Source organism: Pseudomonas sp. NPDC089569 (assembly GCF_050280625.1).
Classification (GTDB): Bacteria; Pseudomonadota; Gammaproteobacteria; order Pseudomonadales; family Pseudomonadaceae; genus Aquipseudomonas.
On the sequence record NZ_JBNNVQ010000079.1, the window covers coordinates 1 to 12,642 of the forward strand.

12 protein-coding genes are annotated in these 12,642 nt (G+C 58.9%); 10 read left to right on the forward strand and 2 right to left on the reverse strand.

Features of this window, described 5'->3' with window-relative positions; all coding sequences use genetic code 11:
- Positions 1–186: 186 nt before the first annotated feature.
- Both ACQKP2_RS23680 and ACQKP2_RS23685 read right to left on the reverse strand, forming a co-directional pair.
- On the reverse strand, positions 187–1,407 hold the full coding sequence (locus ACQKP2_RS23680) for a CaiB/BaiF CoA transferase family protein (RefSeq protein WP_427579952.1): 1,221 nt from the start codon (positions 1,405–1,407) through the stop codon (positions 187–189).
- 12 nt (positions 1,408–1,419) lie between these two features.
- The gene (locus ACQKP2_RS23685) at positions 1,420–2,601 is read right to left on the reverse strand and encodes an acyl-CoA dehydrogenase (RefSeq protein WP_427579954.1); all 1,182 of its coding nucleotides are present in this window, start codon (positions 2,599–2,601) and stop codon (positions 1,420–1,422) included.
- 157 nt (positions 2,602–2,758) lie between these two features.
- Here ACQKP2_RS23685 and ACQKP2_RS23690 point away from each other — a divergent pair, with 157 nt between their 5' ends.
- From ACQKP2_RS23690 to ACQKP2_RS23735, 10 genes are all read left to right on the forward strand, one after another.
- Positions 2,759–3,658, forward strand: coding sequence for a LysR family transcriptional regulator (locus ACQKP2_RS23690; RefSeq protein WP_427579956.1), 900 nt, complete (start codon positions 2,759–2,761; stop codon positions 3,656–3,658).
- Between the two features lie 437 nt (positions 3,659–4,095).
- Positions 4,096–5,217, forward strand: coding sequence for a Re/Si-specific NAD(P)(+) transhydrogenase subunit alpha (locus tag ACQKP2_RS23695; protein WP_427579958.1), 1,122 nt, complete (start codon positions 4,096–4,098; stop codon positions 5,215–5,217).
- An 11-nt stretch (positions 5,218–5,228) separates the two neighbouring features.
- A complete protein-coding gene (locus tag ACQKP2_RS23700; protein ID WP_008064823.1) occupies positions 5,229–5,585 on the forward strand; it encodes an NAD(P) transhydrogenase subunit alpha in 357 nt (118 codons plus the stop codon).
- Positions 5,582–7,015: an NAD(P)(+) transhydrogenase (Re/Si-specific) subunit beta gene (locus tag ACQKP2_RS23705; RefSeq protein WP_427579961.1), complete on the forward strand. Its 1,434-nt coding sequence runs from the start codon at positions 5,582–5,584 to the stop codon at positions 7,013–7,015. Before ACQKP2_RS23700 ends, ACQKP2_RS23705 begins: the two co-directional genes overlap by 4 nt.
- 214 nt (positions 7,016–7,229) lie before the next feature.
- Complete coding sequence (locus tag ACQKP2_RS23710) at positions 7,230–8,723, forward strand: acetyl-CoA hydrolase/transferase family protein (RefSeq protein WP_427579963.1); 1,494 nt, start codon at positions 7,230–7,232, stop codon at positions 8,721–8,723.
- 319 nt (positions 8,724–9,042) lie between these two features.
- Positions 9,043–9,258: a DUF1127 domain-containing protein gene (locus tag ACQKP2_RS23715; protein WP_427579965.1), complete on the forward strand. Its 216-nt coding sequence runs from the start codon at positions 9,043–9,045 to the stop codon at positions 9,256–9,258.
- A gap of 322 nt (positions 9,259–9,580) precedes the next feature.
- Positions 9,581–9,901, forward strand: coding sequence for a DUF2388 domain-containing protein (locus tag ACQKP2_RS23720; protein WP_427579966.1), 321 nt, complete (start codon positions 9,581–9,583; stop codon positions 9,899–9,901).
- A gap of 106 nt (positions 9,902–10,007) precedes the next feature.
- Positions 10,008–10,313 (forward strand): DUF2388 domain-containing protein, encoded by a 306-nt coding sequence (locus tag ACQKP2_RS23725; RefSeq protein ID WP_427579968.1) that lies wholly within the window; start codon positions 10,008–10,010, stop codon positions 10,311–10,313.
- A gap of 28 nt (positions 10,314–10,341) precedes the next feature.
- Positions 10,342–10,662 carry a DUF2388 domain-containing protein gene (locus tag ACQKP2_RS23730; protein ID WP_427579970.1) on the forward strand — a complete coding sequence of 107 codons (321 nt, stop codon included), beginning with the start codon at positions 10,342–10,344 and terminating at the stop codon, positions 10,660–10,662.
- On the forward strand, positions 10,659–12,623 hold the full coding sequence (locus tag ACQKP2_RS23735; protein ID WP_427579971.1) for a DUF4105 domain-containing protein: 1,965 nt from the start codon (positions 10,659–10,661) through the stop codon (positions 12,621–12,623). The genes ACQKP2_RS23730 and ACQKP2_RS23735 overlap by 4 nt, the downstream gene beginning before the upstream one ends.
- Positions 12,624–12,642: the final 19 nt, after the last annotated feature.

Here is a 12,642-nt window from a genome sequence, read left to right on the forward strand (position 1 = left end):
TAACTCATTGTTTTGCAAGGAGTTTTCCGTTTCGACTGCGCCGGAAGTGGGGCGAATTATAGAGATCTGAAATCTGCCGTCAACACTTAATTTCAGTTTTCTTTCAATAACTTACGAAAGGCAGAAAAAACGCCCATTCCCCTGGCATCAAGGGAACAGGCGTCTCTTTCTATATAGAGGGAACCCTCACAACACGCCGGATTCTTTGAAAGCAGCGACCGCGCCCGCATCCATCCCCAACACTCGCTGCAGGACCGCCAACGTATGCTCACCCAGTAGTGGTGGCGCATGACGGTACTCCACCGGCGTCTGCGACAAACGAATCGGGCTCGCTACCTGCGGTACCATTCCGGCCAGCGCGTGGGGCAGCTCAACCTTCAAACCGCGCGACTTGACCTGAGGATCCTCAAATACTTGCGCCAAATCGTTGATCGGCCCGCACGGCACACCGGCCTGCTCCAACTGCTCCACCCATTGAGCGGTGGTCTTGAATACCGTGGCCTGACGAATCAGCGGGATGAGTACCGCCCGATTTGCCACTCGCATCTTGTTGGTGACAAAGCGTGGGTCATCCGCCCACTGTGGCTGCCCGGCCACTTCCGCGAATTTGCGGAACTGACCGTCATTACCCACGGTAAGGATAAAGTCGCCATCTGCCGTAGGAAAATCCTGATACGGCACAATGTTCGGATGAGCATTGCCCAAACGCTTGGGAGGATTGCCTGTCGTCAGGTAGTTCATCGCCTGATTGGCAAGACACGCCACCTGGACGTCCAGCAATGCCATGTCGATATGCTGACCACCACCGTCATGATCTCGATGCGCAAGCGCCGCAAGGATCGCTACCGTCGAGTAAAGCCCGGTCAGAATGTCAGTCAGCGCAACACCGACCTTTACCGGCCCGGCTCCCTCATCCCCTTCAGGTCGCCCCGTCAGACTCATGAGACCGCCCAGCCCCTGGATCATGAAGTCATAACCGGCGCGCTTGGCATAAGGCCCAGTCTGGCCAAATCCCGTGATCGAGCAATAGATCAGATCAGGGTTGATCGCCTTCAGTGACTCATAGTCCAGGCCGTAGGCCGCCAGGCCACCGACCTTGAAGTTTTCGATCAGAATGTCCGACTTGGCCGCCAGATCGCGCACCAGCTTCTGCCCCTCAGGACGGGTGAAGTCGATGGTCACCGATTGCTTGTTGCGATTGGCCGACAAGTAGTACGCGGCCTCGCTGGTGTTCTCGCCATAGGCATCCTTCAGGAAAGGCGGCCCCCAGGCGCGCGTATCATCACCATTGCCAGGACGCTCGACCTTGATCACTTCAGCGCCAAGGTCCGCAAGAATCTGCCCAGCCCACGGCCCGGCCAACACTCGCGATAAATCCAGTACCCGCAGATGCGAAAGCGCGCCCATGGCGTTCTCCTATTAATAGAACGCCTGGATGCCAGTCTGCGCACGACCAAGGATCAACGCATGGACGTCATGCGTACCTTCATAGGTATTGACCACTTCCAGGTTAACCAGATGGCGTGCGACACCGAACTCATCAGAAATACCGTTGCCACCGAGCATATCGCGAGCCATGCGGGCGATGTCCAGAGACTTGCCACAGGAGTTGCGCTTCATCATCGAAGTGATTTCAACCGCAGCAGTGCCCTCGTCCTTCATGCGACCCAAACGCAGGCAGCCTTGCAACGCCATGGTGATCTCGGTCTGCATGTCGGCCAGTTTCTTCTGAATCAGTTGTGTGGCAGCCAGCGGGCGACCGAATTGCTGACGATCCAGGGTGTACTGGCGGGCGGTGTGCCAGCAGAACTCGGCGGCGCCCAGCGCACCCCAGGAAATGCCGTAACGTGCAGAGTTCAGGCAAGTGAACGGACCTTTCAAGCCACGGACGTCCGGGAAGATGTTCTCTTCTGGCACGAACACGTTATCCATGACGATTTCGCCCGTAATCGACGCACGCAAGCCGACCTTGCCGTGAATGGCCGGAGCGCTCAGGCCTTTCCAGCCTTTTTCCAGAACGAAGCCACGGATGTCACCGGCATCGTCCTTGCCCCATACAACGAATACATCGGCGATCGGGCTGTTGGTGATCCACATCTTGCTGCCGGTGAGGCTGTAGCCACCATCAACCTTACGTGCACGAGTAATCATCGAGCCTGGATCAGAACCGTGGTTAGGCTCGGTCAGGCCAAAGCAGCCAATCCACTCACCCGAGGCCAGTTTCGGCAGGTACTTCTGCTTCTGTGCTTCAGTACCAAACTCATTGATCGGCACCATGACCAGCGAAGACTGCACGCTCATCATCGAGCGATAGCCGGAGTCGATACGCTCGACTTCACGTGCGATCAAGCCGTAGCTGACGTAATTCAGGCCGCTACCGCCGTATTGCTCAGGGATTGTGGCGCCCAACAGGCCAACCTCACCCATTTCGCGGAAGATCGCCGGATCGGTCTTCTCATGGCGGAAAGCTTCAAGAATGCGCGGCGCGAGGCTCTGCTGAGCGAATTGCGCAGCCGTGTCGCGAATCATGCGCTCTTCTTCAGTGAGCTGTTGATCCAGCAGCAGGGGATCGATCCAGTTGAAGCTAGCTTTACCGGCCATGAGTGTGTCCTCTCGAAACAGGTCAAATAACGTGGACTGATCCTAGGCCGGGTTCGACATCTGGGCAAACGAGGATTTCGCATACTGTTGTGCTAATTTCTCACTCCGAAACGTCGCAAATTGCCATTAATGCGATGTATTAGTGAGGTTGACGTACATGCGCAGGAAGATACCCAGCACAACCGCCCTGATCAGCTTTGAAGCGGCCGCGCGCCACGAAAGTTTTACCAAGGCAGCGCAGGAGCTTTCGCTCACCCAGGGAGCGATTTGCCGACAGATCGCCAGCCTTGAGGAATTTCTCGGTGTGGAGCTTTTCCGACGCTCGCGGCGCGGAGTGAAGCTGACAGAAGCCGGCCTTTCTTACAGCCGTCGGGTCGCTACCCAACTCGATGCGGTCGAACGCGACACCCTCTCCGTCATGGGCCAGCAGGGCGCCAACGTCATTGAACTGGCGGTGGTTCCGACTTTCGGCACCCAGTGGCTACTGCCCCGACTCAAGGATTTTCAGCAAAAGCACCCGGAAGTGACGGTCAACCTGACAAACCGTACGCGCCCCTTCCTGTTTGCCGACACCGACTTCGATGCGGCCATCTATTTCGGCGACGCGGATTGGTCTGGTACGGAATCCCATCGACTCATGGGCGAGCACCCCCTCCCGGTGTGCAGCCCCCGCCTGATGAATACCAAAACCACCCTGTCAGCCGCCGAAATCGCCGAGCTGCCCCTTTTGCAGCAAACCACTCGTCCCTATGCCTGGCGGCAGTGGTTCGACTCACAACACATGAATGTGCCTCGCGACATGACAGGACCACGCTACGAGCTATTCTCCATGCTGGCCCAGGCAGCGATGCACGACATGGGCATCGCCTTGATTCCGCCTTTCCTGATCCAGCGTGAACTGGCCGAGAAACGCTTGGTAATTGCCAACCCTCAAGCCCTCTCCAGCATCAAGGCTTACTACCTGATGATTCCTGAGAGAAAGGTTGAATCGGCATCTTTAAGAGCTTTCCGGGATTGGCTTGTCAACCAGGCGCACAGCTACAGCCTAGAAGAATAGAGGCTTACAGGCGCTTATTGACCCCGTAGTCAGTAAATTCAAGCACCTACAGATATAAGTGTTTGTCGCATATTCGCAAACTGTATAGGAAAGCAGTACAAACGTCCCACAAGCGGCAAAATACGTGGCTTTGAGCCTCCATTCCGGGTCAATTCCGCATCATTCATATGGCCGATGTGTAAATTCTCCAATTTCGACCAAAATCTCTTGAAAGGCACGGTTTTTAAGGGCTTGCGTCGGATAGTTGCGACATTCGGTCACGGGGTGACTTGTAGTTATTTTTCGGTCACCCGTCATAATCCCTTGAAAGGGCACAAAGTTCGCCTGCAAAATGCCGCGCCCCGCCCTGATTTGGCGGGGTCGTGCTGATCGGCCGCCCCAGCCGCACCATCCGTAGTGCATGGGTTTACTCAATAAGATCACGCAGGAGATTTGACGTGCACATTGGTGTTCCTCTCGAAACCCAGACCGGTGAAACACGGGTTGCTGCAACCCCGGAAACCATCAAGAAGCTGATCAGCCAGGGTCATAAGGTCACTGTCCAAAGCGGTGCCGGCATTAGTGCCAGCGTTGTCGACAGTGCCTATGTAGCGGCAGGCGCGACCATTGGCAGCGCCAATGATGCGTTTGGCGCAGAGCTGATTTTGAAGGTAGTCGCGCCCAGCGACAGCGAGCTGACGCTGATTAAAAGCGGCACCGTTGTGGTGGGTATGCTCAACCCGTTCAACAACGAAACCATCGCCAAGATGGCCGAGTGCGGCATTACCGCTTTTGCCCTGGAGGCGGCCCCGCGCACCTCCCGCGCCCAAAGCCTGGACGTGCTGTCATCGCAAGCCAACATCGCCGGTTATAAAGCCGTGTTGCTGGCTGCACACCACTACCCGCGCTTCATGCCGATGCTGATGACTGCGGCGGGCACCGTAAAAGCCGCTCGCGTGTTGATTCTGGGCGCCGGGGTTGCCGGGCTGCAGGCCATCGCCACTGCCAAACGTCTTGGTGCAGTGATCGAGGCTTCCGACGTTCGCCCGGCGGTAAAGGAACAGATCGAATCCCTCGGCGCCAAGTTCGTCGAAGTGCCTTACGAGACCGACGAAGAGCGTGAATGCGCCGTTGGTGTTGGTGGCTACGCCCGCCCGATGCCCGCCAGCTGGATGCAGCGTCAGGCCGTGGCCGTACACGAGCGCGCCAAGCAGGCCGACATCGTCATTACCACCGCACTGATTCCCGGCCGCAAGGCTCCGACCCTGCTGAGCGCGGAAACCGTCGCGCAGATGAAACCGGGCTCAGTGGTCATCGACCTCGCCGCAGCCCAGGGCGGCAACTGCCCGCTGACCGTGGCGGACCAGGTGGTTGTCGCTCATGGCGTGACCATTGTCGGCCCGACCAACCTGGCCGGCGCGGTGGCGGCGGACGCTTCGGCGCTGTACGCACGCAACCTGCTGGACTTCATGAAACTGTTGTTCGATAAAGAAGGGCAACTGGTGATCAACCTTGAAGACGATATCGTCGCCGCGTGCCTGATGTGCCGCGACGGCCAAATCGTGCGCAAGAACGGCTGAGGATAAAAACAATGGAAGACATGCTGATCTCTCACGGTATCTACAACCTGATCATCTTCGTGCTGGCTATCTATGTCGGCTACCACGTGGTCTGGAACGTGACACCTGCGCTGCACACCCCTTTGATGGCTGTTACCAACGCCATCTCGGCCATCGTGATCGTCGGCGCCATGCTCGCCGCCGCCCTCACCGTGACACCGCTGGGCAAGACCATGGGCACCCTGGCCGTGGCCCTGGCCGCCGTCAACGTGTTCGGTGGTTTCCTGGTCACCCGTCGCATGCTGGAAATGTTCAAGAAAAAAGCGGCACCCGCAAAAGCTCCGGCAGCCAAGGCCGAAGCAATCAAGGCTGAGGTGCAGCAAGCATGAGCATGAACCTGGTTACTTCCCTGTATTTGATCGCCTCGGTCTGCTTCATCCAGGCGCTCAAGGGCCTCTCGCACCCCACTACGTCGCGTCGTGGCAACCTGTTCGGCATGCTCGGCATGGGCCTGGCGATTCTCACCACCGTTGGCCTGATCTACAAGCTCGGTGCCGAATTGGCCCATGACGGTATCGTCTACGTGATCGTCGGCCTGCTGATCGGCGGTACTGCCGGTTCGATCATGGCCAAACGCGTCGAAATGACCAAAATGCCCGAACTGGTCGCCTTCATGCACAGCATGATCGGCCTGGCGGCGGTGTTCATCGCCGTGGCTGCGGTGGTCGAGCCTCAGTCGCTGGGCATCGTCAAGCAACTCGGCGACGAGATCCCGACCGGTAACCGCCTGGAACTGTTCCTTGGCGCGGCCATCGGTGCGATCACCTTCTCCGGCTCTGTCATTGCCTTCGGCAAACTGGCTGGCAAATACAAGTTCCGCCTGTTCCAGGGCGCACCGGTACAGTTTGCCGGACAGCACAAACTCAATGCTGTGCTTGGCCTGGCCACCGTAGCGCTTGGCGTGACCTTCATGCTGACCGGCAACCTCGCGGCTTTCGTGCTGATGCTGGCGCTGGCGTTCGTGATGGGCGTGCTGATCATCATCCCGATCGGCGGCGCCGACATGCCGGTCGTGGTGTCGATGCTCAACAGCTATTCCGGCTGGGCGGCGGCGGGTATCGGCTTCTCGCTGAACAACTCGATGCTGATCATCGCCGGCTCCCTGGTGGGTTCGTCCGGTGCCATCCTCTCGTACATCATGTGCAAGGCGATGAACCGCTCCTTCTTCAACGTACTGCTGGGTGGCTTCGGCAACACCGCAGACGCAGGCCCTGCTGGTTCTAAAGAAGCACGCCCGGTGAAGTCCGGCTCGGCTGACGACGCAACCTTCCTGCTGACCAACGCCGACACCGTGATCATCGTTCCTGGTTACGGCCTGGCCGTTGCTCGGGCACAGCATGCACTGAAGGAGCTGACCGAGAAGCTGACTCATCACGGCGTTACCGTGAAGTACGCGATCCACCCGGTCGCCGGTCGTATGCCAGGGCACATGAACGTATTGCTGGCCGAGGCCGAAGTGCCGTACGACCAGGTGTTCGAGATGGAAGACATCAACTCCGAGTTCGGCCAGGCCGACGTGGTGCTGGTGTTGGGCGCCAACGACGTGGTCAACCCGGCCGCGAAAAACGACCCGAAATCGCCGATTGCCGGCATGCCGATCCTTGAGGCATTCAAGGCCAAGACCATCATCGTCAACAAGCGTTCGATGGCCAGCGGCTACGCCGGTCTGGACAACGAACTGTTCTATCTGGACAAGACTATGATGGTGTTCGGGGACGCGAAGAAAGTCATCGAAGACATGGTCAAAGCTGTCGAGTAATCCTCCCGGCCAAATAAAAACGCCCCGACTTGTCGGGGCGTTTTTATTTGTGCAAATCGTCCGACAGCCCCTCTCTTTATTACAGTTCCGGTAACGGTGTTTTGCTTGAAAGCCCCGAAATAGACGGCTCTTTTGCGACCTTGGTAGCGGGACACGTGGCCGCGAAATTCAATAGACTGAGCATCCAGCTACCCGCTTCCCGAGATAACAATTCATGTACCGTGACCGTATTCGCCTGTCTTCGTTGTTGGATAAAGTGATGAGCGCCGACGAGGCTGCCGCCCTGATTGAGGACGGCATGACCGTCGGCATGAGCGGCTTCACCCGCGCCGGCGAAGCCAAAGCCGTCCCCCACGCGCTGGCCGAACGGGCCAAGGTTGCACCGCTGAAAATCAGCCTGATGACCGGCGCCAGCCTGGGCAACGACCTCGACAAACAGCTCACCGAAGCCGGCGTCCTGTCACGACGCATGCCGTTCCAGGTGGACAGCACCCTGCGCAAGGCGATCAACGCCGGGGATGTGATGTTCATCGACCAGCACCTCTCCGAAACCGTCGAACAACTGCGCAACCAGCAACTGAAGCTGCCGGACATCGCGGTCATCGAAGCCGTGGCCATCACCGAGCAAGGCCACATCGTGCCAACCACGTCCGTGGGTAACTCGGCCAGCTTCGCGATTTTCGCCAAACATGTGATTGTCGAGATCAACCTGGCGCACAACCCGAACCTCGAAGGCCTGCACGACATCTACATCCCGACCTATCGTCCAACCCGCACGCCAATTCCACTGGTCAAGGCCGATGATCGCATTGGCAGCACCGCCATCCCGATTCCGCCGGAAAAAATCGTTGCGATCGTCATCACCAACCAGCCCGACTCGCCGTCCACCGTGCTGGCGCCCGACGCCGAAACCCAGGCCATCGCCGACCACTTGATCGGTTTCTTCAAACAGGAAGTGGACGCCGGGCGCATGACCAACAAGCTCGGTCCGCTGCAGGCCGGGATCGGCACCATTGCCAACTCGGTCATGTGCGGCCTGATCGACTCGCCCTTCGAAGACCTGACGATGTACTCCGAGGTCCTGCAAGACTCCACCTTCGACCTGATCGATGCCGGCAAGCTGAGTTTTGCCTCGGGCAGTTCGATCACCCTGTCGAGCCGCCGCAATGCCGATGTATTCGGCAACCTGGAGCGTTACAAGGACAAACTGGTGCTGCGCCCGCAGGAGATTTCCAACCATCCTGAAGTGGTGCGTCGCCTCGGCATCATCGGCATCAATACGGCGCTTGAGTTCGACATCTATGGCAACGTGAACTCCACCCACGTCTGCGGCACGCGGATGATGAACGGCATTGGCGGCTCCGGTGACTTCGCCCGCAACGCACACCTGGCAATCTTCGTGACCAAGTCGATCGCCAAGGGGGGTGCAATCTCCAGCGTTGTGCCGATGGTCAGCCACGTCGACCATACCGAACACGATGTCGACATCCTGGTGACCGAAATCGGGCTGGCCGATCTGCGTGGCCTGGCGCCCCGCGAACGCGCACGCGCCATCATCGATAACTGTGTGCATCCGGACTACCGCCAGGCACTCAACGACTACTTCACCGCCGCTTGCGCACTGGGTGGACACACTCCGCACATCCTGCGTGATGCCCTGAGCTGGCACATCAGGCTGGAAGAAACCGGAAAAATGCTCGCCGTTTAAACGACACACATAGCAGCTGACGCAAACACAGTTTCGTCAGCTTGCTACCGTTCTCGCAAATACCGACAAAAACTGTACTGCTGTACCGGTCTTTTTCTGCGACAAACCACCACACCCCTCGATCAAATCTCAAAAAACGCACCACTATAGTGCGGATAGGTACAGTTGCCTCAAATTTGACCAGTACACCCCCTATAAACAGTTAACTGAGCCCTCACAATACAGATGAACTGTATCTACAGAGACTAGGCAAACAAGAGGATCATGGGCACCAGTTAAACCACTACCTAATCCCGCCACAAGCGGAAGGATGACCACCATGGAACGTACACTCAGTTCCGATCTGTTCTTTCAAGACACTGCTGCAAAAACTCAAGGCTCCCTGCCTCTGCGCGTTATCGCCAACCTGATGCTGTGGCAGCGCCGCATCTCCAGCCGCCACCAACTGGCTCGCCTGGATTCGCGTCTGCTGGCTGACGCCGGTATCAGCGAAGCACAGCGCTACGAAGAGCTGAGCAAGCCGTTCTGGCGCTAAGTTAGCGTCGCTGGCTCGACCTGAAGGGTCCACCGCCAGCAACCCGAATTGAACAAACAAAGCCCGTCGTGGAAAACACGACGGGCTTTGTCGTTTCAGAGGGCTGAAAAACCCCAAGCAGTACAGTTTTAATAAGCACAAACAGTACCTATACAGTTAGCATTCAAGTACTTGTCCGCCAGACCGCTGGAACGGTCAGATTGTCGCCAGGCCATGCCAAGGCCTACTATCGATGCAGAACGCGGCGAACAAAGAATGTCCAATGTCTGTCTCATCAGACAATGCGCCACTTTTTAATCGGCTGTCTCAAAGGAGTTACCCCATGTCCCGTCTTCGTTTGCTCAGCACTGCAGCCCTGCTTGCCGTGGCTGCCAACGCCCACGCCACCAGCTTCATCGTCACCACAGACGCTGTCGTCAACGCACTCAAGGCCACGTCCGACGCGACTACCGACGTCGTTTCTTCTTCATTCAAGGACAACAAGATCGTGCTCGCCGCACGTGACGACGCCGCCAGCTTCGTCGCCAGCGAAGGCGCCATCCGCGGCGTGAGACTGGAAAGTGCACTCGACTACATTCGCCACCAGGCGCCACAGCTCAATGCAAGCGATGCACAGCTGGCCCAGGCGATTCTGACGATCTAAATCCTTGTTCCAATGTGGGGCTCACCTGACAGGTGCCCCACATCGGCACTGGCTCTAGACCGGGCATTACGCTAGCCTTGGGACTCGCCCTCAACTGTCGGGTCTCATGCGTTTTCGTCCAAATCTGTTGATCGCCCCAGCCTTGCTGGTGCTTGGCTACTCAGCTTCGGCCCATGCCTTCGACGTCTCGACCCAAGGCACCGTGGCCAGCGGTTATGCCTCAAGCATGGTGACCTCCGCCCCCTTCGACCATAAACTGCTCGCCGCCCGGGATGACGCCGCGGCATTCATTGCCAGTGACGGCCAACTGAGAGGCGCACAACTGGAGTCGGCCCTGCGTTATCTGCGCCAGACCCAGCCAAAACTTCATGCCGGTGACCTTGAACTGGCACAAGCGATTCTCGTCCAATAAACATTCATAGTTCCTCCGGAGTTGTTCCATGCGTAGCCCGCTGATTGCCGCCACCCTCGGCCTGCTGTTGTTGGCCGACATGGCCCAGGCCCATACCCTGGTTGCCACCAGTAACATGCTCATTCGTGCCACCCAGCGCACGCTTGATTTCACTTCCGACACCACCACCTCGATCCGCGATTCGAAAATCGTCCGCGAAGCCCAGGACGACGCTGCCAGCTTCGTCGCCACCAATGGCGACATTCGCGGCGCACACCTGGAAGCCGCCATCGACCTGTTGCGCACCCGCGTACCGGAAGCTCGCGACGCCAGCGACCAGGTGCTGGCCGAAGCCATCCTCGCGCTGTGAAGTCCCCAGCAGCCTGGCTATTGGCCGGAGCGCTGTTGCTTTTTGGTAGCAGCGCCCACGCCGGCCTTCAATTACAGCTCAAGACCGAAGGCCTGAGCCCCGCGCAACAGCAAGCCAGCCAGGCCTTGCTCGATGAAGCCATGCAGGCGCTACCGCCGAGCTTCATCGAGCAGCTAGACCGCCGCATCGACATCGGCTGGACCGATGACATGCCCACTAATGCCTACGGGCAGGCTTCACCGGTTTCCGCCGAACTCGACCTCAATCGCAAACTGCTGGCCAGCCTCACCGACGGCAGCGCGGCCACCCAGAAAACCAATCGCCCCCATGGCACCGTGCGCCGCGAAATGCTCGCCACGGTCTTGCACGAACTGACCCACATTTACGACCGCTCACGCCTGTGGCCAGAGGCGGAGCGCAAACTGATCCAACGCTGCACCCGGCAAGACAACAGCTCGGGCCTGGTCGGCCTGCCCGATCAATGCCGCGGTCAATCCGGCCGGCGCTTTACCTTCAGCGACGACCCGCGCCTGCTCGACCTCGCCGGCTGGCCGCAATACGTGGGCCGTCGCGGCGAGCGCGAACAGTACAACCGCCAGATCGCGCGCAGCCCCGACCTCTACGAGACGAGCAGCCCCAAGGAATTCGTCGCGGTCAACATGGAGTACTTCCTCCTCGACCCAAGCTACGCCTGCCGCCGCCCTTCGCTGTACCGCTACTACAAGGAACGCTTCGGCTGGGCCCCCGCCGCCAAGGACGAATGCAGCAAAACCTACGCTTTCCTCAATGCCGGCAATGACTTTGCCAAGACACCGCTGGGCCAGGTCGACCCGGAGCGCGTCTACGCCGTCGACTACCTGCTGGCCGAAGCCAACCAGAACTGGGTCAGCCGCTGGGGCCACAGCATGTTGCGCCTGGTGATCTGTGCACCGGGCCGGCCACGCGGGCCGGACTGTCGCCTGGACCTGGACCAGCACCTGGTGCTGTCCTACCGCGCCTTCGTCGGCGACGTGCAACTGTCGAGCTGGGACGGGCTGGTGGGCAAATACCCCTCACGCCTGTTCGTCCTGCCGCTGTCCCAGGTGATCGACGAATACACCAAGACCGAACTGCGCAGCCTGGCCTCGGTGCCACTGAACCTGTCGCGCAGCGAAATCGAAGAAGTCGTGGAACATGCCGCCGAAATGCACTGGAGCTACGACGGCAACTACTTCTTCCTCTCCAACAACTGTGCGGTAGAAGGCCTGAAATTGCTGCGCAGCGGCACCAACAACCCGAAACTGGTGGGCCTGGACAACATCATGCCCAACGGCCTGCTCGAAGTGCTCAAGGGCCGCGGCCTGGCCGACACCAGCGTACTGGACGACCCGCGCGAAGCCCTGCGCCTGGGCTACCGCTTCGACTCCTTCCGCGATCGCTACCAGGCCATGTTCGAGGTGTTGAAAAAACAACTGCCGATCAAACAGGACAACGTCGAAGACTGGTTGGCCTTGAGCGCCCAGGAACGCCGCCAATGGTTCGACCGGGCCGACCTGCGCACCAGCGCCGCCTTACTGCTGCTGGAACAGGCCAGCTACCGCCGGCAACTGCTGCTGGCCCAGGACGAAGTCAAACAACGCTACCTCGGTGCCCGCGAACTGAAAAACGGCGGCATGGACAAGGCCAACAAGACCCTGCAGGAAATCCTCGCCAACAGCGGCTTCCTCAGCCGCCCGGCCGAACTGCTCGGCAGCAGCGGCTACGGCTTGCCGCAACCGGCGGAATGGAAACGCCTGGAATCGGAAAGCAACCTGCGCCAGAAACAGTTGCAGGCACTGAGTGGCGATCTGGACAAGGAAGTGCGGGCGTTGCTTGAACCGGAGCGTGCGGCGGAGATCGCGGCGAGCGAGGCGAATGTGAAGCAGATTGGGGAGCATCTGCGTAAGTTGCATAAGGCATCAGGCGGGTTGGAATTACCTTGATGCCTTAGCTGCAAATTAT